Source organism: Rhizobium sp. BR 249, assembly GCF_047445895.1.
Classification (GTDB): Bacteria; Pseudomonadota; Alphaproteobacteria; order Rhizobiales; family Rhizobiaceae; genus Rhizobium.
Genome location: NZ_JARWKX010000010.1, coordinates 98653 through 124022 on the forward strand (window position 1 = coordinate 98653; position 25370 = coordinate 124022).

General features: G+C 61.6%; 23 protein-coding genes. 15 read left to right on the plus strand and 8 right to left on the minus strand.

Annotated features, from left to right (window positions below):
• Positions 1–255: 255 nt before the first annotated feature.
• From QD408_RS11820 to QD408_RS11830, 3 genes are all read left to right on the plus strand, one after another.
• Complete coding sequence (locus QD408_RS11820) at positions 256–996, plus strand: helix-turn-helix transcriptional regulator (protein ID WP_088682958.1); 741 nt, start codon at positions 256–258, stop codon at positions 994–996.
• A 173-nt stretch (positions 997–1169) separates the two neighbouring features.
• Positions 1170–4634 carry a pyruvate carboxylase gene (gene pyc / locus QD408_RS11825; RefSeq protein ID WP_088682957.1) on the plus strand — a complete coding sequence of 1155 codons (3465 nt, stop codon included), beginning with the start codon at positions 1170–1172 and terminating at the stop codon, positions 4632–4634.
• A gap of 266 nt (positions 4635–4900) precedes the next feature.
• Complete coding sequence (locus tag QD408_RS11830) at positions 4901–5473, plus strand: NADPH-dependent FMN reductase (RefSeq protein WP_088682956.1); 573 nt, start codon at positions 4901–4903, stop codon at positions 5471–5473.
• Between the two features lie 55 nt (positions 5474–5528).
• Here the strand turns inward: QD408_RS11830 and QD408_RS11835 are convergent, their stop codons facing one another.
• The 4 genes from QD408_RS11835 to QD408_RS11850 form a co-directional block, all read right to left on the minus strand.
• Entirely contained in the window at positions 5529–6290 is a 762-nt protein-coding gene (locus tag QD408_RS11835) for an amino acid ABC transporter ATP-binding protein (protein ID WP_414139433.1), read from the minus strand.
• The gene (locus tag QD408_RS11840; protein ID WP_414139434.1) at positions 6287–6967 is read right to left on the minus strand and encodes an amino acid ABC transporter permease; all 681 of its coding nucleotides are present in this window, start codon (positions 6965–6967) and stop codon (positions 6287–6289) included. Before QD408_RS11840 ends, QD408_RS11835 begins: the two co-directional genes overlap by 4 nt.
• Positions 6968–7180: 213 nt before the next feature.
• Entirely contained in the window at positions 7181–7954 is a 774-nt protein-coding gene (locus tag QD408_RS11845; protein ID WP_414139435.1) for an amino acid ABC transporter substrate-binding protein, read from the minus strand.
• Positions 7955–8108: 154 nt separating this feature from the next.
• Positions 8109–8966 carry a DMT family transporter gene (locus QD408_RS11850; protein WP_414139436.1) on the minus strand — a complete coding sequence of 286 codons (858 nt, stop codon included), beginning with the start codon at positions 8964–8966 and terminating at the stop codon, positions 8109–8111.
• Positions 8967–9111: 145 nt separating this feature from the next.
• On the opposite strand from QD408_RS11850, the gene QD408_RS11855 reads away from it, so the two are divergent.
• The 4 genes from QD408_RS11855 (at position 9112) to hisC (ending at position 13570) form a co-directional block, all read left to right on the plus strand.
• A complete protein-coding gene (locus QD408_RS11855) occupies positions 9112–9888 on the plus strand; it encodes a DeoR/GlpR family DNA-binding transcription regulator (protein ID WP_088682951.1) in 777 nt (258 codons plus the stop codon).
• Positions 9889–9951: 63 nt separating this feature from the next.
• The gene (locus tag QD408_RS11860; protein WP_414139437.1) at positions 9952–11145 is read left to right on the plus strand and encodes an MFS transporter; all 1194 of its coding nucleotides are present in this window, start codon (positions 9952–9954) and stop codon (positions 11143–11145) included.
• A gap of 96 nt (positions 11146–11241) precedes the next feature.
• Positions 11242–12492, plus strand: a complete 1251-nt coding sequence (gene ispG / locus QD408_RS11865) for a flavodoxin-dependent (E)-4-hydroxy-3-methylbut-2-enyl-diphosphate synthase (protein ID WP_088682949.1) — start codon at positions 11242–11244, stop codon at positions 12490–12492.
• Between the two features lie 16 nt (positions 12493–12508).
• Positions 12509–13570 (plus strand): histidinol-phosphate transaminase, encoded by a 1062-nt coding sequence (gene hisC, locus QD408_RS11870; protein WP_414139438.1) that lies wholly within the window; start codon positions 12509–12511, stop codon positions 13568–13570.
• A 9-nt stretch (positions 13571–13579) separates the two neighbouring features.
• On the opposite strand, the gene QD408_RS11875 is transcribed toward hisC, so the two are convergent.
• Positions 13580–14494, minus strand: a complete 915-nt coding sequence (locus QD408_RS11875; protein ID WP_414139439.1) for a polyprenyl synthetase family protein — start codon at positions 14492–14494, stop codon at positions 13580–13582.
• 134 nt (positions 14495–14628) lie between these two features.
• On the opposite strand from QD408_RS11875, the gene mtgA reads away from it, so the two are divergent.
• The 5 genes from mtgA (at position 14629) to QD408_RS11900 (ending at position 17739) form a co-directional block, all read left to right on the plus strand.
• On the plus strand, positions 14629–15366 hold the full coding sequence (mtgA, locus tag QD408_RS11880; RefSeq protein ID WP_414139440.1) for a monofunctional biosynthetic peptidoglycan transglycosylase: 738 nt from the start codon (positions 14629–14631) through the stop codon (positions 15364–15366).
• A 96-nt stretch (positions 15367–15462) separates the two neighbouring features.
• Positions 15463–16185, plus strand: coding sequence for a DUF1868 domain-containing protein (locus tag QD408_RS11885; RefSeq protein WP_414139441.1), 723 nt, complete (start codon positions 15463–15465; stop codon positions 16183–16185).
• Positions 16186–16198: 13 nt separating this feature from the next.
• Positions 16199–16846 carry a glutathione S-transferase family protein gene (locus tag QD408_RS11890; protein WP_414139442.1) on the plus strand — a complete coding sequence of 216 codons (648 nt, stop codon included), beginning with the start codon at positions 16199–16201 and terminating at the stop codon, positions 16844–16846.
• A 156-nt stretch (positions 16847–17002) separates the two neighbouring features.
• The gene (gene rpmF / locus QD408_RS11895; protein ID WP_003543812.1) at positions 17003–17188 is read left to right on the plus strand and encodes a 50S ribosomal protein L32; all 186 of its coding nucleotides are present in this window, start codon (positions 17003–17005) and stop codon (positions 17186–17188) included.
• 143 nt (positions 17189–17331) lie between these two features.
• On the plus strand, positions 17332–17739 hold the full coding sequence (locus tag QD408_RS11900) for a hypothetical protein (RefSeq protein WP_088682944.1): 408 nt from the start codon (positions 17332–17334) through the stop codon (positions 17737–17739).
• Here the strand turns inward: QD408_RS11900 and phaR are convergent.
• Complete coding sequence (phaR, locus tag QD408_RS11905; RefSeq protein ID WP_008528469.1) at positions 17734–18306, minus strand: polyhydroxyalkanoate synthesis repressor PhaR; 573 nt, start codon at positions 18304–18306, stop codon at positions 17734–17736. The two genes, QD408_RS11900 and phaR, sit on opposite strands and share 6 nt — an antisense overlap.
• A gap of 240 nt (positions 18307–18546) precedes the next feature.
• Here phaR and QD408_RS11910 point away from each other — a divergent pair, with 240 nt between their 5' ends.
• Both QD408_RS11910 and QD408_RS11915 read left to right on the plus strand, forming a co-directional pair.
• Positions 18547–19728: an acetyl-CoA C-acetyltransferase gene (locus QD408_RS11910; RefSeq protein WP_414139443.1), complete on the plus strand. Its 1182-nt coding sequence runs from the start codon at positions 18547–18549 to the stop codon at positions 19726–19728.
• A gap of 72 nt (positions 19729–19800) precedes the next feature.
• The gene (locus QD408_RS11915; RefSeq protein ID WP_088682942.1) at positions 19801–20526 is read left to right on the plus strand and encodes a beta-ketoacyl-ACP reductase; all 726 of its coding nucleotides are present in this window, start codon (positions 19801–19803) and stop codon (positions 20524–20526) included.
• 413 nt (positions 20527–20939) lie between these two features.
• Here QD408_RS11915 and QD408_RS11920 read toward each other — a convergent pair whose 3' ends face one another.
• Positions 20940–21200, minus strand: a complete 261-nt coding sequence (locus QD408_RS11920) for a YMGG-like glycine zipper-containing protein (RefSeq protein WP_004674249.1) — start codon at positions 21198–21200, stop codon at positions 20940–20942.
• A gap of 27 nt (positions 21201–21227) precedes the next feature.
• Positions 21228–21383 carry a DUF3309 family protein gene (locus tag QD408_RS11925; RefSeq protein ID WP_017962528.1) on the minus strand — a complete coding sequence of 52 codons (156 nt, stop codon included), beginning with the start codon at positions 21381–21383 and terminating at the stop codon, positions 21228–21230.
• Between the two features lie 793 nt (positions 21384–22176).
• On the opposite strand from QD408_RS11925, the gene QD408_RS11930 reads away from it, so the two are divergent.
• On the plus strand, positions 22177–25368 hold the full coding sequence (locus tag QD408_RS11930; protein WP_414139444.1) for a helicase-related protein: 3192 nt from the start codon (positions 22177–22179) through the stop codon (positions 25366–25368).
• Positions 25369–25370: the final 2 nt, after the last annotated feature.

A 25370-nucleotide genomic window follows, 5' to 3' on the forward strand; every position in this document is an offset into this window, starting at 1 on the left:
ACAAAAGGTTACCTGAACCGGCGATTAACGGAGCATTCAGGGTTCAGCCCACAGGGGATTAACACTTTCGTACTATCGCAGGATGCGACGAGATGGCTGTGGCGCGAAAATTACCGCTGCGGTATATGCAGCGACAATTTGCGCTTGCATTTTAATAAACATTTAGCGCAGCATTAAATTAGAGACTGCATTTTTTGAAGAAGACCGTTTCGCGACAATCCGAAAGCCGCCGACGGCCTCGCAAGGGGCATTTGTGTGAATATTAATTCGTTGATTCAATTGCTTGTCATCCTGGAGGAATGCTCGAATCCCGCGGCCCTCGTCAGTGAACTGGAGCAGGTGATCCGCGGCTGCGGCTTTGAATATTACAGCCTGGCGCGCCATTCCCAGCAGAAGCCCGAGCCCTGGACCGCGGCGCTCGCCGGCTCCTGGCCCGAGCACTGGCCCCAGATCTACGCCGCGAAAAAATATGTGCTGATCGACCCGCTGGTGCGCTACCTCACTCATGCCCAGCGGCCCTTCCGCTGGCGGCAGAGCATGGCTGCGTTTCGCAAGGATGCGCATGAGCGCCGCATGGAGCAGATGATGGTCGACGCCTTCGGCCACGGGCTGGAGGACGGCTATATCTTTCCGGTTCACGGGCGCAACGGCATTTTGGGCAGCCTCAACATCAGCGGCAAGCCGGTCGAGCTGTCACCCGTGGAGCTCTCGCTGTTCGAGGCGGTGGCGCGCAAGACGTTCTGGCGGCTGCTCGAATTGAAGGGCGAGGCGCAGGCGCTGGAAACGATGCTGCCGGCCGAGACGCCGCTGACGCGACGCGAGATGGAAATCCTGCGTTATCTCGCCGAAGGCATGACCTCGATGGAGATCAGCAAATTGCTGAAGATCTCGAACCATACCGTCGACTGGTACATGAACGGCCTGCAGGATAAGCTGAAAGCGAAAAACAGGCAGCAGGCGGTGGCGCTCGCCTTCCGCCATGGCCTGATAAGCTAGCTTTCCAGGTCTGTGTCGCACCGACGCTGCTATGTATTCTCAATGCGGCGTATATTGGCATGGCGAGAAAGTGCATTTCGCAGTCGCAAGAGAAATTGAACTTCCCGTGACAAGAAGTTAAGAATTTTCTTCGCGGGTGCAGCATGCCCGCGTCTGAACGTGGAGGAACCGTTTTGCCCATATCCAAGATACTCGTTGCCAACCGCTCTGAAATTGCCATCCGCGTGTTTCGCGCGGCCAACGAGCTTGGAATAAAAACGGTGGCGATCTGGGCGGAGGAAGACAAGCTGGCGCTGCACCGCTTCAAGGCGGACGAGAGCTATCAGGTCGGCCGCGGCCCGCATCTTGCGCGCGATCTCGGGCCGATCGAAAGCTATCTGTCGATCGACGAAGTGATCCGCGTCGCCAAGCTTTCCGGCGCCGATGCCATCCATCCGGGCTACGGCCTCTTGTCGGAAAGCCCCGAATTCGTCGATGCCTGCAACAAGGCCGGCATCATCTTCATCGGCCCGAAGGGCGATACGATGCGCCAGCTCGGCAACAAGGTGGCCGCGCGCAACCTGGCGATCTCGGTCGGCGTGCCTGTGGTGCCGGCGACCGAGCCGCTGCCGGACGATATGGCCGCGGTGGCTAAGATGGCCGAAGAGATCGGTTATCCCGTCATGCTGAAGGCCTCCTGGGGTGGCGGCGGCCGCGGCATGCGCGCCATCCGCGACCCGAAGGATCTCGCCCGTGAGGTGACCGAGGCCAAGCGCGAGGCGATGGCCGCCTTCGGCAAGGACGAGGTCTATCTGGAAAAGCTCGTCGAGCGCGCCCGCCATGTCGAAAGCCAGATCCTCGGCGACACGCACGGCAACGTCGTGCATCTCTTCGAGCGCGACTGCTCCATCCAGCGCCGCAACCAGAAGGTCGTCGAGCGCGCGCCGGCTCCTTATCTGACGGAAGCGCAGCGCCAGGAGCTTGCCGGCTATTCGCTGAAGATCGCGCAGGCGACGAACTATATCGGCGCCGGCACCGTCGAATATCTGATGGATGCCGATACCGGCAAATTCTACTTCATCGAAGTCAATCCGCGCATCCAGGTCGAGCATACGGTGACAGAAGTCGTCACCGGCATCGATATCGTCAAGGCGCAGATCCATATCCTCGACGGCTATGCGATCGGCACGCCGGAATCGGGCGTTCCGGCCCAGGCCGACATCCGCCTCAACGGCCATGCGCTGCAGTGCCGTATCACCACCGAAGATCCGGAACACAACTTCATTCCGGATTACGGCCGCATCACCGCCTACCGCTCGGCTTCCGGTTTCGGCATCCGTCTGGACGGCGGCACGTCCTATTCCGGCGCCATCATCACCCGCTATTACGATCCGCTGCTGGTCAAGGTGACGGCCTGGGCGCCTAACCCGTCCGAGGCCATCAGCCGTATGGACCGGGCGCTGCGCGAATTCCGCATCCGCGGTGTGGCCACCAACCTAACCTTCCTCGAAGCGATCATCGGCCACCAGAAGTTCCGTGACAACAGCTACACGACCCGCTTCATCGACACGACGCCGGAGCTCTTCCAGCAGGTCAAGCGTCAGGACCGCGCGACGAAGCTGCTCACCTATCTCGCCGACGTCACCGTCAACGGCCATCCCGAGGCCAAGGACAGGCCGAAGCCGCTGGAGAATGCCGCCAAGCCGGTGGTGCCCTACAGCAACGGCAATGGCGTCAAGGACGGCACCAAGCAGCTGCTCGACACGCTCGGCCCGCAGAAGTTCGGCGAGTGGATGCGCAACGAGAAGCGCGTGCTCCTGACCGACACGACGATGCGCGACGGCCACCAGTCGCTGCTCGCCACCCGCATGCGCACCTATGACATCGCCCGCATCGCCGGCACCTATGCGCATGCGCTGCCGAACCTCTTGTCGCTCGAATGCTGGGGCGGCGCCACCTTCGACGTTTCGATGCGCTTCCTGACGGAAGATCCGTGGGAACGGCTGGCGCTGATTCGCGAAAGCGCGCCGAACCTGCTGCTGCAGATGCTGCTGCGCGGCGCCAACGGTGTCGGCTACACCAACTATCCCGATAATGTCGTCAAATACTTCGTCCGCCAGGCGGCCCGTGGCGGCATCGATCTCTTCCGCGTCTTCGACTGCCTGAACTGGGTCGAGAACATGCGGGTGTCGATGGATGCCATCGCCGAGGAGAACAAGCTCTGCGAGGCGGCGATCTGCTATACCGGCGATATCCTCAATTCGGCTCGCCCGAAATACGATCTCAAATACTACACCGACCTTGCCGTCGAACTGGAAAAGGCCGGTGCCCATATCATCGCTGTGAAAGACATGGCGGGTCTGCTCAAGCCTGCGGCAGCGAAGGTGCTGTTCAAGGCGCTGCGCGAGGCGACGGGCCTGCCGATCCATTTCCACACGCATGATACTTCAGGCATTGCGGCGGCGACCGTTCTTGCCGCGGTCGAAGCCGGTGTGGATGCCGTCGATGCGGCGATGGATGCGCTCTCCGGCAATACCTCGCAGCCCTGTCTCGGCTCGATCGTCGAGGCGCTCTCCGGTTCCGAGCGTGATCCGGGCCTCGATCCGGAATGGATCCGCCGCATCTCCTTCTATTGGGAAGCGGCGCGCAACCAGTATGCCGCCTTCGAAAGCGACCTCAAGGGTCCGGCCTCGGAAGTCTATCTCCACGAAATGCCGGGTGGCCAGTTCACCAACCTCAAGGAGCAGGCCCGTTCGCTGGGTTTGGAGACCCGCTGGCATCAGGTGGCGCAGGCCTATGCCGACGCCAACCAGATGTTCGGCGACATCGTCAAGGTGACGCCGTCCTCCAAGGTGGTCGGCGACATGGCGCTGATGATGGTCTCCCAGGATCTCACTGTCGCCGACGTGGTCAGCCCGGACCGCGAAGTCTCCTTCCCGGAATCGGTGGTCTCGATGCTGAAGGGCGATCTCGGCCAGCCGCCGTCGGGATGGCCGGAAGCGCTGCAGAAGAAGGCGCTGAAGGGCGACAAGCCCTATACGGTGCGTCCGGGCTCGCTGTTGAAGGAAGCCGATCTCGATGCCGAGCGCAAGGTGATCGAGACCAAGTTGGAGCGCGAGGTCAGCGACTTCGAATTCGCCTCCTACCTGATGTATCCGAAGGTCTTCACCGACTTCGCGCTTGCCTCCGATACTTACGGCCCGGTCTCGGTGCTGCCGACGCCCGCCTATTTCTATGGGCTGGCGGACGGCGAGGAGCTGTTCGCCGATATCGAGAAGGGCAAGACGCTCGTCATCGTCAACCAGGCGATGAGCGCTACCGACAGCCAAGGCATGGTCACCGTCTTCTTCGAGCTCAACGGCCAGCCGCGCCGCATCAAGGTGCCGGACCGGGCGCATGGGGCGACGGGTGCGGCCGTGCGCCGTAAGGCCGAACCCGGCAATGCCGCCCATGTCGGCGCGCCGATGCCCGGCGTCATCAGCCGTGTCTTCGTCTCTTCAGGCCAGGCCGTCAGTGCCGGTGACGTGCTCGTCTCCATCGAGGCGATGAAGATGGAGACCGCGATCCATGCGGAAAAGGACGGAACCATTGCCGAAGTGCTGGTGAAAGCCGGTGACCAGATCGACGCCAAGGATCTGCTCGTCGTCTACGGCGGGTAAACAGCTTGGCTGCCGGAGCGGAAATCACGCTCCGGCAGCTCACCCTCTTTTGGCGCGATCACTCGATTGTGTGCAATCGGCCGATCGGAATGAGGGACTTTCAAGCTTTCCGCGGTATTTCCGGCTTGCCGGGCACGGCGCTTCTTTCCTAAAAACAACTCCGGCGTCTAACTCCAAAGGATTATACGCTGTTCAAGGAGCGTCCATGGCGTGCCCTGTCGGACGCGGCGCTCCAGCGACCTCGCCATTCAACAGGAAAGAACCCCATGAGCCAGTTGAAAATCGCCGTCATCGTCGGAAGCACGCGTATCGGCCGCTTTGCCGATCATCCCGCCCAATGGATCGCCGGCCTTGCCGGAGAGCGGTCCGAGCTTGCCGTCGAGGTGCTGGATCTTCGCGATTATCCGTTGCCGTTCTTCGGCGAAGCGCGCGCGACGGAAGCGGAGAATGAGACGGCCGAGCGCTGGAAAAAGAAACTGCGCGAATTCGACGGCTACATCCTCACCGCCGCCGAATATAACCACGCACCGACCGCTGTCCTGAAGAATGCCATCGATCTCGGTGAATTCATCCACAAGCCGGTCGCCTTCGTCGGTTACGGCGGCGTCGGCGGTGCGCGCGCCGTCGAGCATCTGAGGTTGATTTTCGTGGAAATGGCTGCCGCTTCCGTGAAAACGGGCGTCCACATCGCCTTCAGCGAATATCTGAGCGTGCTCAAGGAAGGCAAGAGCCTCAGCGACTACCCGCACCTCAACGAGGCGGCCAAGAACCAGCTCGACCAGCTCATCTGGTGGGGCAATGCGCTGAAGGCAGCGCGCTCGGTCGTCACCGCGGCCTGAGGCAGATCGCTTAGAAGCAAAGCGTCTCACGTGAATCACGATTCACGTGAGACAATTAGATATCATAGGTATGGGCGGCGTTGATCGTCGAGATGAAGCGCTTGGTGCGTTCGCGCTCGGGCGCAGTGAAAATGGCTTTCGCGCTGCCCGTTTCCACCACGCTCCCGGCTTCCAGGAAGACGACGTCATTGGCGATTTTCGAGGCGAGCCGGAGATCGTGGGTCGCCATGACCATCGTCGTGCCTTCGCGGGCAAGCTGACCCAGCACGTCGACCACTTCCGCCGAGAGTTCCGGATCGAGCGCCGAGGTCGGCTCGTCGCAGAGAAGCACACGCGGCGAAGGCGCCAGCGCCCGGGCGATCGCCACACGCTGCTGCTGACCGCCCGATAAGGTCGAAGGCCAGGCATCGGTCTTGTGCGCCATGCCGACCTTAGTCAGCAGTTCCATGGCGCGTTCGCGCGCTTTCTCCTTCGGCCATTTCAGCACAGTGACCAGACCTTCCATGACATTTTCGATCGTGGTCTGATGCGGAAAGAGCTGGAAATTCTGGAAGACCATGCCGGTCTGACGGCGGATTTTCTGGATCGCCTGCCAGCTCGTTCTCTTGCCCGGCGCGAAGGAGAGCGTTTCCTCTCCGAGGCGGATCGCGCCTGACGTCGGGATCTCGAGCAGGTTGATGCAGCGCAGCAGCGTGCTCTTGCCGCCGCCGGAGGGGCCGACGAGGGCGGTGACGCTGCCTTCGGGAATGCGGATGCTGATGTCCTTCAGGATGACGGCATCGCCGAAGCGCTTTTCGATGTTGGAAAGCTCGATCATGCATTTGCCTCCAGCATGCCGCCGTAACGCGCGAAACGGCGCTCCAGCCGCACCTGCAGCTGCGACAGGACGGAGCTCAGGACGAGATAGATCAGCGCTGCCTCGATATAGAGGATCAGCGGCTCATAGGTGGTGGCGACGATGCGCTGCGCGGCCTGGAAGAGCTCCGGCACGGTGATGGCGGCTGCGAGCGAGGTATCCTTGACCAGCGAGATGAAGGTGTTCGACAGAGGCGGGACGGCGACGCGGGCGGCTTGCGGCAGGATCGTCCGGCTCATCGCCTGGCGCCAGCTCATGCCGATCGAATAGGCGGCTTCCCATTGGCCTTTGGGCACCGAGGAGATGACGGCGCGAATGATTTCGGAGCTGTAGGCGCCGATATTCAGGGTAAAGCCGATGAGAGCGGCGGGAAAGGCGTCGAGCAGGATGCCGATGCTCGGCAGGCCGTAAAAGATCACGAAGAGCTGGACGAGCAGCGGCGTGCCGCGAATGACCCAGACATAGAAGCGAGCGATCACTGCGACCGGCGCCGGGCCGAAAAGGCGGGCGATCGCGGTGACCAGGCCGAGGATCAGGCCGAAGGCGAAGGACAGCAGCGTGAGGGGGATGGTGAAGATCAGCCCCGCCCAGAGAAGCGAGGGAAGCGATTCCGCCATCAATTGGAGCCAGTGCGGCAAGGGATGTTCCCTCTCATGGATTGGTGGTGATATCTCTCGGAATACCCCTCCCCAACCCCTCCCCACAAGGGGGAGGGGCTTAATCTAGCTCCCGCCCTTACGAAATAGCGACCGAGCTGCGAGTCGAGACGTTTATTTTGAGATGAGGCGCTGCGCCACCAAAGCCCCTCCCCTTGTGGGGAGAGGTTGGGGTGGGGACTTCTTGAGCAGAGCTTACTTCGAGACGTCCTGGCCGAAATACTTGTCGGCGATCTTCTTGTACGTGCCGTCGGCCTTGATGTCGGCAAGCGCCTTGTTGATTTCGGCGAGAAGCTCCGGCTCGTTCTTACGGATGATGATGCCCGAATAATCGGCATTCTCTTGCTCGGCGGCGATCTTTACCGGCGCATCCGGCTTGTGCTTCTTAAAATCGAGGAAGGACAGGCTGTCGTTGACCGTCGCATCGGCGCGCTTGGTCAGGACGAGCTGGATCGACTGATCGAAACCATCGGTGCCGACGAGCTCGGCGCCGGATTCGGTGGCGATCTTGCCGAAGTTGCTGGTCAGCGACTGGGCCGATTTCTTGCCCTTGAGGTCGGCGAAAGTCTTGATGCTGTCATCGCCTTCGCGGACGATCAGCACAGCCTTGGAGGCAATGTAGGGCTCGGAAAAGTCGTATTTCTGCTTGCGGGCCTCGGTGATACCGACCTGATTGATGACGGTGTCGTAACGCTTGGCGTCGAGGCCGGCGATCAGTCCGTCCCACTTGCCTTCGACGAACTCGGCCTTGACGCCGAGCTTGGCGGCGATGGCTTCGCCGATCTCGACATCGAAGCCGACGAGCTTGCCGCTTTCGTCATGATAGGTGAAGGGCGCATAGGTGCCTTCGGTGCCGATCTTGAAGACGCCGGCCGATTTGATGGCGGTGAGGTTTTCGCCGGCATGGGCGGGCAGGAGGGCGGCAGCCTGAATGAGGGCAGCGGCGGCAACGGTTTTCAACCAGTTCATTGTTCTATCCATCCTTGGGAGGTTGTGATCGGATGAGGGATACTTTGCAGAAAACTAGGGCGCCGGAAGCGTAGAAAACTGCGAATAAAAGCAGCAACTGCAAATATTTTTCTCAAGCAGTCGCCTCAATCCCGAAAGCCGTGGAAAATGCGCATCATACCGCGAGGCGGCGGCGCAGCCTTTCGCTGACGATGATGATCAGCCCGGCGCCGAGGATCATGCATGCGCCTGCGATGACATTCGGCATGGGGATATCGGCCCAGATCAGATAGCCGAGAAGGAAGGCCCAGACGAGAGAGGTATATTCGAATGGCGCAAGCACGGAGACGGGCGCCCGACGCATGCCTTCGAAGAGGGCTAACTGCGCCGCGCCGGCAACGACGCCGGTGGCGACGGGAAGCATCAGCTGCGTCATATCAGGGGTCCGCCAGGTATAGAGAACGGCAACGCCCGTCATAACAAGGAAAAAGACGTTGGAAACGGCCAGCTGGACGATGGTTTTCTCGTGCAGCGAGGTCTTGCGCAGCAGCACCATGGCCGCGGCCCAGAGGACGGCCGCCTGCAGCGCCAGATAGACCGGCCAGGAAATGGTAGGGCCGATCGGATTGCAGGCGATGAGCACGCCGACGAAACCGACGCCGACTGCCAGCCAGCGCGCTAGCGTGACCTCCTCCTTCAGGATGAGCCATGCAAGCAGGGTGCCGACGACGGGCGCGGCGTAATAAAGCGTGGTCATTTCGGCAAGCTGCAGGCGGCTTGCGGCGGAATAATAGGAAAGCCAGGCGGAGAGAAGCAGTATGCGGCGGGCGATAATCGGCGACGTCATCGTCTGATGGACGAGCTTGTCGCGACCATAGGCGAGGCAACCGAGCAGGATCGTCAGGCTGCGGAAAAACAGGATCTGCCAGACCGGGATGCTGACCACGAGGATCTTGATGATCGCGTCATGGAAAGTGAACGCCATATAGGCGACGGTCGTGAGCAGAATGCCCAGGTTGATGGAGTTTTTCACGGGGACGGACGGTCAATAGTCAGTTTCGCCAAATGGTGGAGCTTTGTTTCACCGCGTCAGAAAACGTGCGAACGTGCATGTTGCCTGCACGATTGTAAGTTTTTATGCATGTTTTCAGTATTTCAGACATTAACCCGGCAGGCACATGCAGGATTTTCTGTTGCGAGAGCGTCAAGGCGTGATTTCCGAGCGGCTGCGGTTGAAAGGCCGTGTGCTGGCGGCGGAACTTGCGCTCGAATTCGGCATCTCCGAGGATACGGTGCGGCGCGACCTGCGTGAAATGGCGGCGGCGGGCCTTTGCGAGAGAGTTTACGGCGGCGCATTGCCGGTTTCGCCGGCACACGGAAGCCTGACGCAGCGCATGGGGTTTGCGGCCGACCGCAAGCAGGCCTTGGCGCAGGCTGCGGCGAAGCAGATCGCTGCCGGTTCGTGCGTGTTTTTCGATGCCGGCAGCACCAATCTGGCGATCGCCAATGCCTTGCCCGCCGAACTCGAACTGACGGCCGCGACGAATGCGCCGGTGATTGCCGCAGCGCTCATCGACAAGCCTGCCGTCAACGTCATCCTGATCGGCGGCATGGTGGACCGGCAGACCGGCGGTGCGCTCGGCGCCAAGGCTTTGCGGGATATGGAGCAGATTTCGCCGGATCTCTGCATCCTCGGCGCCTGCGGCATCGATCTCGAAGCCGGCATTACGGTGTTCGGCTTCGAGGACGCGGAGTTCAAGCGGTTTGCGGCATCGAGAAGCAAGAAGGTGCTGGCGGCCGTAACCTCGGAGAAATTCAGCACCGCTGCTCCCCACAGCATCCTGCCGGTTGCCCATTGCGAGTGCCTCGTCGTCGAGCACGATGCCGATCCCGCCATTCTTGCGGGGTATCGCGAGCGTGGATGCAGAACCGTCATCGCCGAAAAAACGAACTGAGCCGCCGTTGCAGAGTTAAGAAAAACGGGTGCTCCCAAGCCCGAAAACGAGGAAAGACCGAAAATGGACAGTCATGTGAATGCGCCGCCCGGAGTCCGCAGCGGTTTCATTACCAGAAGCAGGGCGGCGGTTTCCCTGCTCTTTCTCATGAACGGCTTCGTCGTCGGTTGCTGGGCGCCGAAGATCCCGGATTTTGCCGAGCGTCTCGGTCTGACCAAATTCGAACTCGGGCTGATGATCCTGGTCTTCGGCCTCGGCTCGCTGGTCATGATGCCGATTGCCGGCGCTCAGATCGCCAGACACGGCTCGCGTGTCGTCGTCCGGGCGACGGCGGTCGGCGTGCTGCCGCTGCTTCTGGCATTGACGCTCGCGCCGAACGTGATCACCGGGGCAATCGCTCTCTTCCTGTTCGGCGGTTTCATCGGCGCGATGGATGTGGCGATGAACGCCAATGCGGTGTCCGTCGAAAAATCCATGCGCCGCGCCATCATGTCCTCCTGCCATGCTTTCTGGAGCCTTGGCGGCCTGATCGGCTCGGGTCTTGGCGGCATCGTGATCGCCAAGCTCGGCATTACGGGCCATGCGCAGCTTGCGACGGTGCTGGCGGCAATCTTCCTTGCCGTGGCATGGCCGATGATCCTTGCGGATCCGCCGCATCCCGATGCCAAGAAGGAAAAGACGAAGCTGCCGATGGTGCCGCTGCCGTGGCTGCTCGGATTGATGGCGCTGTTCTCCATGGTGCCGGAAGGTGCCGTCCTGGATTGGGGCGCGCTTTATCTCCGGCAGGAAATGGATGCGTCGATCGCGCTTTCCGGTCTCGGTTTCGCAGCCTTTTCGGCGACCATGGCGATCATGCGCTTTGCCGGCGACCTGGTGCGCGACCGTCTCGGCGGCGTCAAGACGCTGCGCATCTGCACGCTGTTTGCCGTTGCCGGCATGCTGCTGGCGAGCCTCGCGCCGGATGCGGAGATTGCCATCCTGGGCTTTGCCCTTTGCGGCATCGGCATTTCCAATATGGTGCCTATCGCCTTCTCGGCGGCGGGCAATATTCCCGGCCTGAAGCCCGGCATCGGCATCTCGGTCGTCACGACCATGGGTTATTCCGGTATGCTGGTCGCGCCGTCCGTCATCGGCTTCGTCGCCGAGCATATCGGCTTTGCCGTCGTCTTCATGGCGCTGCCGGTGCTGCTGCTCTTCGTTCTCCTGTTCTCCAAGCTGGCCCATTATGCCGATGGTGTCTCCGGAGGCGGCCACTGAGCCGCCTCCAAACAAAAGTGATATAGTGGGCGGTTGACAAGAAAGCGGTCATGATCCACCTGAAAGGCACTGTTTTTAGGGGTGCAAGAACTCTTCATGTCTTCAGCCGCCGATTTTGATCCAAAACCGCGCCGTGCTTCCGTCGCCGTCGATGTCGGCGGCGTCATCGTCGGCGGAGGCGCGCCGATCGTCGTGCAATCCATGACGAATACGGATACGGCCGATATCGATTCGACCGTCGCGCAGGTCGCCGCCCTTCACCGGGCGGGTTCGGAGCTGGTGCGCATCACCGTCGATCGCGACGAGAGTGCCGCCGCCGTGCCGAAGATCCGCGAGCGGCTGCTGCGGCTCGGCATGGACGTGCCGCTGATCGGCGACTTCCACTATATCGGCCACAAGCTGCTTGCCGATCATCCCGCCTGCGCCGAGGCGCTGGCGAAATACCGCATCAATCCCGGCAATGTCGGTTTCAAGGACAAGAAGGACAAGCAGTTCGCCGAGATCATCGAGATGGCGATCCGCTACGACAAGCCGGTGCGCATCGGCGTCAACTGGGGCTCGCTCGATCAGGATCTGCTGACGGCGCTGATGGACCAGAATGCCGAAGCCGGTTCGCCGCTTTCGGCAAGACAGGTGACGCGCGAGGCGATCGTGCAGTCGGCGCTGCTGTCGGCAGCCCTTGCCGAGGAAATCGGCCTGCCGCGCAACCGCATCATCCTTTCGGCCAAGGTCAGCCAGGTGCAGGATCTGATCGCCGTCAATTCCATGCTCGCCGAGCGCTCCAATCACGCGCTGCATCTCGGCCTCACCGAAGCCGGCATGGGCAGCAAGGGCATCGTCGCTTCGTCGGCGGCGATGGGCTTCGTGCTGCAGCACGGCATCGGCGATACGATCCGCGTGTCGCTGACGCCCGAGCCGAACGGCGACCGCACGCGCGAAGTCCAGGTGGCGCAGGAAATCCTGCAGGTCATGGGCTTCCGGCAGTTCGTGCCCGTCGTCGCCGCCTGTCCGGGCTGCGGGCGCACGACCTCGACCGTGTTCCAGGAGCTGGCCCAGAACATCCAGAACGACATCCGCAAGAACATGCCGGTCTGGCGCGAGAAATATCCCGGCGTCGAGGCGCTGAACGTCGCCGTCATGGGCTGCATCGTCAACGGGCCGGGCGAAAGCAAGCATGCCGATATCGGCATTTCGCTTCCCGGCACCGGCGAGACGCCGGCCGCGCCGGTCTTCATCGACGGCAAGAAAGCGCTGACGCTGCGCGGCCCCAATATCGCCGCCGATTTCGAGGCGCTTGTCATCGATTATATCGAGAAGCGTTTCGGCCAGCGAACGGCAGCGGAATGAAGGCCCGGGCGTTCGAATGAGCCGGTACTGGTCTGATATCGTCAGCAAGCTTCGGCCTTATGTCGCGGGCGAGCAGCCGCGTATTCCCGGCCTGGTCAAGCTCAATACCAATGAGAATCCCTACGGGCCGTCCCCAAGGGCGATCGAGGCGATCAGGCAAGTGACGGACGATCGTCTGCGGCTCTATCCCGATCCCGCCGCCACGGAATTGCGGGAGGCGATCGCATCTCGTTTCGACCTGACGGCGGAAGAAGTTTTCGTCGGCAACGGTTCCGACGAGGTTCTCGCTCACACCTTCCAGGCGCTGCTGAAACACGATCTGCCGCTTCTCCATCCCGATGTGACCTACAGCTTCTATCCGACATATAGCCTGCTATATGGTGTCGAGGCGATCGAGATACCGCTCGACGATCAGTTCCGGATTCGGCTTGCGGATTACGACAGGCCGTGCGGCGCGATCATCATCCCCAATCCGAATGCGCCGACGGGTGTCGGCCTGCCGCTGGCCGGGATCGAGGCGCTTGTTGCTGCCCATCCGGATGCGGTCGTCGTGATAGACGAGGCCTATGTCGATTTCGGCGGCGAAAGCGCCGTGCCGCTCATTTCTCGATATCCCAACCTTCTGGTCATCCAGACCTTGTCGAAATCCCGTTCGTTCGCAGGTCTGCGCGTCGGCTTCGCGCTGGGGCACCGGGACCTGATCGAGGCGCTGGTGCGCGTCAAGGACAGCTTCAATTCCTATCCGCTCGACCGCTTGGCCCAGGTCGCGGCAACGGCGGCGATCAAGGACGAGGCATGGTTCGAGACATGCCGGCGGAAAGTCATCGCCACTCGGGAAAGTCTCGTGCGGGAGCTTGAGGCGCTGGATTTCGAGGTGCTGCCTTCGCAGGCGAATTTCGTTTTCGCAAGGCATGAAAACCGGCCGGGCGCAGCCCTTCTGGCCGGGCTGCGGGAGCGTGGGGTTCTCGTCCGGCGTTTCGCCGAGCCGCGCATTTCGGAGTTCCTGCGCATCAGCATAGGGACGGACGAGGAATGCGCGCGGCTGGTCGCCGCTCTCAAGGAAATACTGGCGACTTGATCCGCAGGCTCAGCTCTTCCGGTCGGCAATGAAATGCGCTGCGGCCGTGAGGATCGAGGCGCGGGCGCCGTAGGGGGCGAGCAGATCTTCGGCATCGCGGACGTGCTGGCGCAGTTCGGTTTCAGCCCATTCCATGCCGTGGAGCGCCACCAGCGTTCCCTTGCCACGGGCCGCATCCTTGCCGGTCGCCTTGCCCATGGTCGCCGCATCCGAGGTCAGGTCGAGAATGTCGTCGGCGAGCTGGAAGGCAAGACCGATCTTTTCGCCGAAGGCGCGCAGGCGGCGGCGATCTTCGGGCGGGCTACCGGCGATAATGGCGCCGGCCTCGCAGGCGAAGCGGATCAGCGCGCCGGTTTTCATCGCCTGCAGGCGGATGATGCCGGCCTCGTCGGGGGCCTGTCTTTCGGCGGCGAGATCGAGCGCCTGGCCGCCGGCCATGCCGCCGAGACCGGCTGCGCGGGCAAGCGCCAGCACCAGCGCTGCTTTGCTCGTATCGGGAAGGGCGGTCTCCGGCGCGGCGACGATGTCGAAGGCGTAGGTCAGCAGGCTGTCGCCGGCGAGGATCGCGGTGGCTTCGTCGAACTTGACGTGGACCGTCGGCTTGCCGCGGCGCAGGTCGTCATCGTCCATGGCCGGCAGATCGTCATGCACGAGGGAATAGCAGTGAACGCATTCGAGTGCGGCGCCGACCCGAAGTGCTGCCTGCTCATCGCCGCCGAGAAGGGCGGCGCTTTCGGAAACGAGGAATGGGCGCAGCCGCTTGCCGCCGTTCAGAACGGCATAATGCATGGCGCTGCGCAAGGTCTCGGGCCTGGCGATTTCATCGGAAAGAGGACTCGGTGAAAGCAGCGTGTCGAGCAGCGCCTCGATTTCGCGGGCGTTGTTCCTAAGCCTCGTCTCGAAAGTGTCCCGGTTCGCGTCCATGGGCGCTGTTTGGCATGGGGCACCGGGGCTTGCAACGGAATTGTCGATGACTGCAGCAAGATTTCCCTTGTGCTCTGGCATAAGCGCCTCACAGGCGCTATGAGAACGACAGGGAGCGAAATGGGCTTGGGACATTGGATATAGCGCCGGAGAGAGAGGATATCGCCGACATGCCGGCCCGTCGGCGATGGTTCGAAAATCGGCCTGTGCTGAAGCGTATCGTTCTTGGCTTGCTGGCCGTTCTGATCCTTCCCTACGTGCTGATCTTCCTTTACCTGCTGCCCTTCATCCATCCCGTTTCGACGCTGATGCTGCGCGATCTCGTGCTGCTGCGCGGCTATGACCGCAGATGGGTATCGCTGGACGAGGTCGCCCCGGTCCTGGTGCAATCGGTGATGATGTCCGAAGACGGTCAATATTGCTTCCACGGCGGCGTCGACTGGGCCGAAATGCGCATGCTGGTCGAAGATACGCTGAAAGGTCAGGCGACGCGCGGCGGCAGCACGATCCCGATGCAGACGGCGAAGAACCTCTTCCTCTGGAACAGCCGCTCCTTCGTGCGCAAGGCGATGGAGCTTCCGCTCGCCGTCACCACGGATTTCGTCCTGTCGAAACGGCGGCTGATGGAAATCTATCTCAATATCGCAGAATGGGGTCCCGGCATTTACGGCATCGAGGCGGCGGCCCAGCATCATTTCAAGGTGCCGGCCTCGAAGCTGACACGACGCCAGGCATCGCTGCTTGCCGTTTCGCTGCCGAACCCGATCGACCGCAATGCCGGGAAACCGGGACGAGGCCTTCGCCGGCTTGCCGGCGTCATCGAGAGGCGTGCGCAGGGTTCGGGCGATTACATCAAGTGCATCTATGAATGAGATCATAAGTTGTCGTTGGTGACTGCGAGCGTCATCTGACATTCTTGGTTCTGCCATATGGGCGAATGCAGTCCAACCAGAGCCCCCGAGTCGCCCATGACCACGACCACGTTTTCTCCCGAACTTCTCCTCTATTCGAAGACGCATAATCAAAATCCGCCCGCCCATCTCGGCAGCCGCTATGGCAAGATCGGCGGTTTCCTGCCGGAAGCCGGCAACACCATCGTCTGCCACATCGAGAAGGGTTCGAGGACCCAGGCGGTGCTGATAGAGGCGCGCGAGACATATCTGGCGATGCCCGAGGCGCCGCAATTTCTCTTCACGCCGATCTCGAGCCTTCACATGACGCTTTTCGAAGGCGTCATCGAGACGAGGCGCCGGCAGGACTGCTGGCCTGTAGACCTCCCTCTCGAGACGCCGATCGAGGATATGACCGAACTCATGGCGGCGCGGCTCGAAGGCTTTTCGATGGCCGAGCCCTTCAAGGTCGCCGTCGTCGAAGCCCGGCCGTCGGGCCTGCTCGTCGACGGAGCGACGGAAAAGGACCGCAAAGTCATGCGGGCCTGGCGCGATGCGCTTGCCGATCTTCTCGGCTATCGCCAGCCCAACCATATGGATTACAAGTTCCACATCACCTTCGCCTATGTGATCGAGCGGCTGGAGGATGAAGCCTTGCCGCGATGGCAGGCAATGCTCGACGAAGTGGCCGAGGATATCCGCCGCAAGGCCCCCGTTTTCGAGCTTGCGCCGCCGGCATTCTGTGTGTTCGAGGACATGAACCATTTCCACGAACTGCTGATCTTCGATTTCGATGCCTGAACGGGAGAGGCCTATGGACAGACTGACGCTCTACATCGCCAACAAGAATTATTCTTCCTGGTCTTTCCGGCCGTGGATAGCGCTGACGGGCGCCGGCGTCGATTTCGAAGAAATCCTGATCCCCTTCGACGACGCGGCCGGCAATCCCAATATCAAGGCGATATCGCCGAGCGGCCGGGTGCCGGTCCTGCAGCATGGTGGTTTGAAGATCTGGGAATCGCTGGCGATCATCGAATATGCCGCCGAGCTTTATCCGGACGCCGGCTTTTGGCCGCGCGACCGTGCCGAACGGGCGCTCGCCCGCTCTGTTTCGATGGAAATGCTTTCGGGTTTCCGAGCCCTGCGCAATGCCTGCCCGATGAATATTCGCCGGCCGAAGGGCGCTATCGCATTGCCTGATGGCGTCGAGGCCGATGTCAGCCGTATCGAGGCGATCTGGCAAGACCTTCTGCAGAAATCCGGCGGCCCGTTTCTCTTTGGCGCGTTCAGCGGCGCGGATGCGATGTTTGCGCCGGTCGTCAACCGGTTCGACATCTATGAACTCGTCAGCCGGGAGGATACGTTCGCCTATATGGAGACGATGAAGGCGCATCCGGCCTGGCGGAAATGGGAAGAGGCGGCCCGCGCCGAGCCCTGGAGCGTGCCGGAAGACGAGGTCTGAGCCTCGAATCATCGGCCTCGCAAAAAATACGCATGGGGACTGGTCAAGGCCGCCCCATGCATGTATAAGCGCGCAAAATTTCCGAAATCGCGACATGTCCGTTTCGGCCGCCAGTCTGGCCGTGGGAATGTTTTGCCCGCAAGTGGAGTAAGAAAAATGGCTGTACCGAAGAGAAAAACGAGCCCGTCCAAGCGCGGCATGCGCCGTTCGGCTGATGCGCTGAAGGCTCCGACCTACGTCGAAGACAAGAACTCCGGCGAACTGCGCCGTCCGCACCATATCGATCTGAAGACCGGCATGTATCGCGGCCGTCAGGTTCTGACGCCGAAGGAAAGCGCATAATTTTCCGATACGGCTCGTCCGATCGAAAGTTTCAAAGGCCGGCGTCACGTCGGCCTTTTGCATTTCGGCGATATAATATTTGCAATGGCTTGAAGTGAGACAACGGTTTGCGGCAGTATTCTTTCTCCGCTAGGAGATTGCCGATGATAGCCGCCGTGCCTCTGATGATTATCCCGTTTATTCTTTACAATCTGGCGATGCTCGGCCTGATGGGCGGCGGCGGCATTGCGGCGCTGCATAATGACATCATCGTGCTGTCGATGCTCTCGGGCGCGATCTGGAGCATGGCGCTCGGCGATCTCTTCATCGTCGTCGCCCTTATCGTGCTGTTCTTCGAAATCCTGAGAGCGACCAGGCCCGGTTCCGGCAACCTGATGAACCACATCTTGTCGATGCTGGTGTTCATCGCCTTCCTGGTCGAGTTTCTGCTCGTCCAGGATGCTGCGACGCAGGTTTTCTTCATCTTGATGACGATCGCTCTGATCGATGTGATCGGTGGTTTTGCCGTCTCGATCCGAAGCGCCGGGCGGGATGTCTCTATCGGATTATAGGTTATCGAGCTTGTTCTGAAGGGCGCGGAGCTGTTCTTTCAGCTCGTCGATATCCTTGGCCTCAGCCTTGCGGCTTTCCTTGGCGGGCGGCGTCATGAAGGGCGAGAACATCTGCATCGCCTGCTGAAACAGCTCGGTGTTGCGGCGAACCTGGTCTTCCACCATCTGCATCGGCAATTGCAGGTTCTTGCCGAGCGGCGTCTCGCCGAAAGCGCGGTTCACCTGCTCGCGCATCTGGGACTGCTGCTCGGTAAAGGCGCGCATCGAATGCTCGAGGAAGCTCGGCACGACCATCTGCATCTGATCGCCGTAATAGGTGATGAGCTGGCGCAGGAAGGAGATCGGAAGCAGCGTGTTGCCGGTCTTCGATTCCTGTTCGAAGATGATCTGGGTCAGCACGGAATGCGTGATATCATCTCCGCTTTTTGCATCCTGGACGATAAAATCTTCGCCCTTCTTCACCATCTCCGCCAAATCTTCCAGCGTCACATAGGTGCTGGTGCCTGTGTTATACAGGCGGCGATTGGCGTATTTCTTGATAACGATCTGACCCTCATTCTTCGCCATATCAGTCTCCTGTACCCCGTCTGATTTATGGATGTTCCTCCACCTGAGACTGTAAACGCAAAAGAAGGCCGGTGACAATCTCTTTGTGCGTTGCGGCAAACCTTTAACAGAGCAGATGAATCGGCTTTGACGGTGTGCCGCTGAAAAATGGCGGCAGGCGGTCTTCGCGTTTGACTTGCGCTCAAAGCTTTGCCAGTTTCCACTTATGTAAGTGGGACGAAAAAAACGAGGAGCCTCCCCATGAGCAATTCATCCATCGTCATCGCCAGCGCAGGTCGGACAGCCGTCGGCTCGTTCAACGGCGCATTCGCAACGGTCCCCGCGCACGAACTCGGCGCGGCCGTGATCAAGGGTGCGCTCGCGCGCGCCGGCGTCGATGCCGGCGAAGTGGATGAAGTGATCCTCGGCCAGGTGCTCGCCGCCGGCGAGGGCCAGAACCCGGCCCGCCAGGCCGCGATCAAAGCCGGCATTCCGAAGGAAGCGACCGCCTGGGGTGTCAACCAGCTCTGCGGCTCCGGCCTTCGCGCCGTCGCGCTCGGCATGCAGCAGATCGCCACCGGTGACGCCAAGATCATCGTTGCCGGCGGCCAGGAATCCATGTCGATGGCGCCGCATGCCGCGCACCTGCGCAGCGGCACGAAGATGGGCGACATGAAGATGGTCGACACGATGATCAAGGACGGCCTGACCGACGCCTTCCATGGCTATCACATGGGCATCACCGCCGAGAATGTCGCGCGGCAGTGGCAGCTTTCGCGTGACGAGCAGGATCAGTTTGCCGTCGCTTCGCAGAACAAGGCTGAAGCCGCGCAGAAGGCCGGCCGCTTCACCGACGAGATCATCCCCTACGTCATCCAGACGCGTAAGGGCGACGTGACCGTCGACGCCGACGAATATATCCGTCACGGCGCCACGCTGGAAGCGATGGGCAAGCTGCGCCCGGCCTTCGACAAGGAGGGCACGGTCACGGCCGCGAATGCCTCCGGCCTCAATGACGGCGCTGCCGCCGCCGTGCTGATGAGCGAAGCGGAAGCGGTCCGGCGCGGCATCCAGCCGCTCGCCCGCATCGTTTCCTGGGCAACGGCGGGCGTCGATCCTTCGATCATGGGCACCGGCCCGATCCCGGCGTCGCGCAAGGCGCTCGAAAAGGCAGGCTGGTCGGTCGGCGATCTTGATCTCGTCGAAGCCAACGAAGCTTTTGCGGCGCAGGCCTGCGCCGTCACCAAGGATCTCGGCTGGGATCCTTCGATCGTCAACGTCAACGGCGGGGCGATCGCGATCGGCCATCCGATCGGCGCCTCCGGCGCGCGCGTTCTCAACACGCTGCTGTTCGAAATGAAGCGCCGCGGCGCGAAGAAGGGCCTCGCCACGCTTTGCATCGGCGGCGGCATGGGTGTCGCCATGTGCTTTGAGGCGCTTTAAACAGCATACTATCCGTCATTGATTGAAAAGCCCGCCGTGAGGCGGGCAAAAAACAAAGAAGGGGAGTGGAACATGAGCAGAGTGGCTCTGGTCACTGGTGGTACACGCGGCATCGGCGCGGCGATTTCCGTAGCGCTGAAAAATGCCGGATACAGGGTTGCGGCCAACTACGCCGGCAACGACGAGAAGGCCAACGCCTTCCATGAGGCCACTGGCGTTCCGGTGTTCAAATGGGACGTTTCGGACTACGCCGCCTGCGGCGAGGGAATAGCCAGGATCGAAAGCGAGATCGGGCCGGTCGAAATCCTCGTCAACAATGCCGGCATCACCCGTGACGCGATGTTCCACAAGATGACGCCGCAGCAGTGGCATGAGGTGATCAACACCAACCTCACTGGCCTGTTCAACATGACGCATCAGGTCTGGACGGGCATGCGCGACCGCAGCTTCGGCCGTATCGTCAATATCTCGTCGATCAACGGCCAGAAGGGCCAGATGGGACAGGCGAATTATTCGGCCGCCAAGGCCGGCGATCTCGGCTTCACCAAGGCGCTCGCCCAGGAAGGGGCGGCGAAGAATATCACCGTCAACGCCATCTGCCCCGGTTATATCGGAACCGAGATGGTGCTTGCCGTGCCGGAGAAGGTGCTGAACGAACGCATCATTCCGCAGATCCCGGTCGGCCGCCTCGGCGAGCCTGAAGAGATCGCGCGCTGCGTCACCTTCCTCGCCTCCGACGATGCCGGCTTCATCACCGGTTCGACGCTGACGGCCAATGGCGGGCAGTTCTTCGTTTAACGCAGCGAACGCTTATCGATTTGCAAAGGCGCGTTGCAGGACGCGCCTTTGCTTTTTGTTCGGGAGTCAGAGGCGGCTGCCGATGTTCCGGTCCCGCTGAACCCTAATCTTGACCGGCACTCGTTGCCGCGAGCGATCTCTGCTGCGAAGAGCTGAGATCGCGGCTGTCAGGAAAGCCGCGGCGATAAGGGCGGCCATGACGGAATTCAGGACAATCTGGTCCATGGAAATATTCCTTTCAGTGCGTCGGGCGATGGTGCCTGCCCTGCGCTCATGAAGGAAATATGCGCCTGGCTAGCGGGCGCCGGTAGATTTGACTTTCGCGACCGATCGTCAACGTCATGTTGACGGACCCGCGGCAAAGAAAAACGGGCGCAGAAGCGCCCGTTGGGAGTCCGATATGCTTTCGCCGGTCAGTAGCGGCAGCGAGCCTCGTAGCGGCGGCCGTAGCGGTCGCGATAGATGCAGTAGCCGCGGCGTTCGACCGACTGGCCGATGAGAGCGCCGGTCAGGCCGCCGGCAACGGCGCCGACTGCGGCACCACCCCAGCTGTTGGTGACGGCGCCGCCGATGATAGCGCCGGTGCCGGCGCCGATCGCGGTGCCTTGCTCGGTCGCGGTGCAGGACGCCAGAGCGCCGACGAGCGCGCCAATAAGAACGATCTTCTTCATCATGTCGTAACTCCCCAGGTTAGGTGGGCCTTAGATGCGGCCCATTAGTACAAGGATAATGATAATCACGAGAACTAGCCCCAAACCGCCAGAAGGTCCATAGCCCCAGCCACGGCTGTAACCCCAATTCGGCAAGGCTCCGATCAGGAGCAGAATGAGGATAATGAGAAGTATTGTGCCAAGCATGGGTGTGTTTCCTTCATTTCATCCGCAATCTGATGGACCAGAAACCCGTATTGGCGATTTTTGTTCCCGGTTAGGCCAGGAAATGTGACGCCGCCCGATTTGCGTCATATCGAAACCTGTTCGCATGGTTAAAAAGTCATTTAAATACAATATGTTGCGGTGAACAAAGCGAGAAGATCCCGATGTCGCCGATTCGTCAGCGATTCGTTCCGTTTTTGATCGGCGCGCAGGCTTCGGCGAATTCGATTTAACGCCTTATGAATCCGGCTCTTGAAAGATTAATGGCGATGCGATGATGCGGGGCAAGAAGATCCGCCGGCGATCCGCATCTAGCGCTCCAGCCAGACTCGACCACCAGATATGGCCGTGAACGAAAGGCGAAAACGAGACGGTCGGCGATTCGTCGCCGATTCGTTCCGGCTTTGATCGAGAGGTTAATTTCGGGCGCAATTTTCGATTGCCGATGCCCGGTCGGAATCGTCGATCGTGATGGTGAAAATGCGAACGAGCAAGAATCCCAAGATTCAGCATCTAGTGGGAAAAAGTGATTCAAAATCAATAGTTAGCCGTGAACAAAAGCTGAATCAGCCGGAGTCAGCGATTCGTCGCTGATTCGTTCTCAAGCTGTTCCGAATCGGAAATTCCGGCGTTCCGAACGACTCGCAAAGGTCGTAATTCCGTTAGCAATTTGAAATCTTCCCTTGCGTTTGCGGCGGCGGCTGTCCATGTGTTCTGTGCTTCCATCCGGAGGCCGAAATTTTCCTGGGGCCGCCCGCCTCGTTTGCATGGACCGATGACTCTGACTTCGCAGCCGATGATTCTGAGCGGGCGCGGTGTGACCGCCGTGCTCGGGCCGACCAATACCGGCAAGACCCATTATGCCATCGAGCGCATGGTTGCGCACGGAACCGGCGTGATCGGCCTGCCGCTCAGGCTGTTGGCGCGCGAGGTCTATACGCGGGTGGTGGAGAAGGTCGGCGTGCAGAACGTGGCGCTGGTCACCGGCGAGGAAAAAATTTCGCCGCCCAATGCGCGCTTTTCCGTCTGCACGGTCGAAGCGATGCCGCGGGAGACCAAGGCCGCCTTCGTCGCGATCGACGAGGTGCAGCTCGCCGGCGATCTCGAGCGCGGCCATATCTTCACAGACCGCATCCTGCATCTTCGCGGCCGTGATGAAACGCTGCTGCTGGGTGCTGCGACAATGCGGCCGATCCTGCAGCATATCCTGCCCGGCATCACGATCGTCGAGCGGCCGCGGCTTTCCCATCTCCTTTACGCCGGGCAGAAGAAGATCACCCGGCTGCCGCAGCGCTCGGCCATCGTCGCCTTTTCCGCCGACGAGGTCTATGCCATCGCCGAGCTCATCCGCCGGCAGCGCGGCGGGGCTGCCGTCGTGCTGGGGGCGCTCAGCCCGCGCACCCGAAATGCGCAGGTCGCGCTCTACCAGGCGGGCGACGTCGAATATCTGGTGGCGACCGATGCGATCGGCATGGGCCTCAATCTCGACGTCGATCACGTCGCTTTCGCCCAGGACCGGAAATTCGACGGCTACCAGTTCCGCAATCTCAATCCGGCCGAACTCGGCCAGATCGCCGGCCGCGCCGGGCGGCATGTGCGGGACGGCACCTTCGGCGTCACCGGACAGGTCTCGCCCTTCGACGAGGAGCTGGTGCAGCGGATCGAGGGACATGAATTCGACAACGTCAAGGTTCTGCAGTGGCGCACGACGGAGATGGACTTCTCCTCGATCCAGTCGTTGCGCGCCAGCCTGGAGGCCGGGCCGCGCGTGCCGGGACTGACGCGGGCGCTGCCGGCGGTCGACCAGCAGGCGCTGGAACAGCTTTCGCGCTATCCCGAGGTGATCGACCTCGCCGACAGGCCGGCCCGCGTCGAAAAACTCTGGGAGGCTTGCGCGCTGCCCGACTACCGGCGTATCACTCCGGCACAACATGCCGATCTTATTTCGACCCTCTTTTCCGATCTCGTGCGCTATGGCACGGTGAACGAGCAGTTTCTTGCGGAGCAGGTTCATCGCTCGGATCGAACTGATGGGGAAATTGACACGCTTTCGGCGCGAATCGCGCAGATAAGAACCTGGACCTATGTCTCGAATCGGCCCGGCTGGCTGGCCGATCCGACACATTGGCAGGAAAAGACGCGGGAAATCGAAGATCGATTGTCCGATGCGTTACATGAAAGGTTGACGAAACGCTTTGTTGATCGCAGGACATCTGTGCTCATGAAGCGCCTGAGAGAGAATGCGATGCTGGAAGCTGAAATCAGTGTGAATGGCGATGTCTTCGTTGAAGGACATCATGTAGGGCAGTTGAGCGGATTCCGCTTCACGCCGGTGGCGGGAACGGATGGACCGGATGCCAAGGCGGTTCAGGCTGCGTCGCAGAAGGCGCTCGCGCTCGAGTTCGAAGCCCGCGCGGCCCGGCTGCATGCCGCTGGCAACAGCGATCTGGCGATCGGCTCGGATGGATTGATCCGCTGGGTCGGCGATCCCGTGGCGCGGCTTTCCGGCAGCGATCACGTCATGCGCCCGCGGGTGATTCTGCTCGCCGACGAGCAGTTGACGGGCAATGCCCGCGATCACGTTGCGGCCCGCATCGAGCGCTTCGTCAATCATCACATCAGCACGGTGCTGAAGCCGCTGGACGATCTGTCCCGCGCCGAAGACCTGCAGGGTCTTGCCAAGGGGCTTGCCTTCCAGCTCGTCGAGAATCTCGGCGTGCTCTTCCGTCGCGACGTGACTGAAGAGGTGAAGTCGCTGGACCAGGAGGCGCGCGCCTCGATGCGCCGTTACGGCGTGCGGTTCGGCGCTTACCACATCTTCGTCCCGGCGCTGCTGAAGCCGGCCCCGGCCGAGCTCATCACGCTTCTCTGGGCTCTGAAGAACGATGGTCTCGACAAACCCGGCTACGGCGATCTCATCCCCGTGCTCGCGGCCGGCCGCACCTCCGTCGTCACCGATCCAAGCTTCGAGCGAATGTTCTACAAGCTCGCCGGCTTCCGCTTCCTCGGCAAGCGCGCCGTGCGCATCGATATTCTCGAACGGCTGGCAGACATCATCCGTCCGCTGCTGCAATGGAAGCCCGGCCAGAACAACCGTCCGGAGGGCGCCTATGACGGCCGCCGCTTCACGACAACGACGGCGATGCTGTCGATCCTCGGCGCGACGCTGGAGGACATGGAGGAAATCCTCAAGGGCCTCGGCTATCGCGCCGATGCGGTGAAGGCGGAAGAGGCGTCGGCCCATCTTGCGACACAGGATGCGGCTTCTGCGCCTGCCGCCGCTGACGCGCCTGCGGAAGAGACGGCCGAAAAGGCCGATCACGACGATGCTGACGGGGCGACCGACGAGACCGCTGCCGAGGCGGTTTCGGCAGCTGCCGAGGCGACTGCCGCGGAAGCCGTTGAGAGCACGGCGCCGGAAGCGGCCGAAACAGATGCTCCGGCGGAGGCTTCTGCTTCCGCGGACGCCGCATCCGCTTCTGGAGAAGCCGGCGAGCCGGCCGAACCGAAACCGGTTCTTCTGTGGCGTCTCGGTGGCCGCAACGACAACCAGCGCCAGGCGCGCGGCGGGCATGGCGAACGCCGTGGCGGTCATGGCCAGGAGCGCGGCCAGAACCAGGAACGCGGCGACCGCAATCGCCGCCCGGGCGGTGGTGAAGGCAATCGCGGCGGTGACGGCCGGGACAACAACCGCCCCAACCGTGGCAAGGACGGCGACGGCCGCGACGGCGGCAGGCCGCAGCAGGCAAGGGGCGACCGCAACAACCAATCGCGGGGCGACCAGCCGCGCGGCGACCGGCAGGACCGTGGCGACCGCAAGGATCGCGGCGAGCGCAACGACCGCAATAACAATCGCGGCTCGCAGCCGCTGCGCTTCGAGGCCAAGCCGCCGCGCAAGGAGAAGCCGATCGATCCGGATTCGCCTTTCGCCAAGCTCGCTGCCCTCAAGGAGCAGATGAAGAAGTAGTC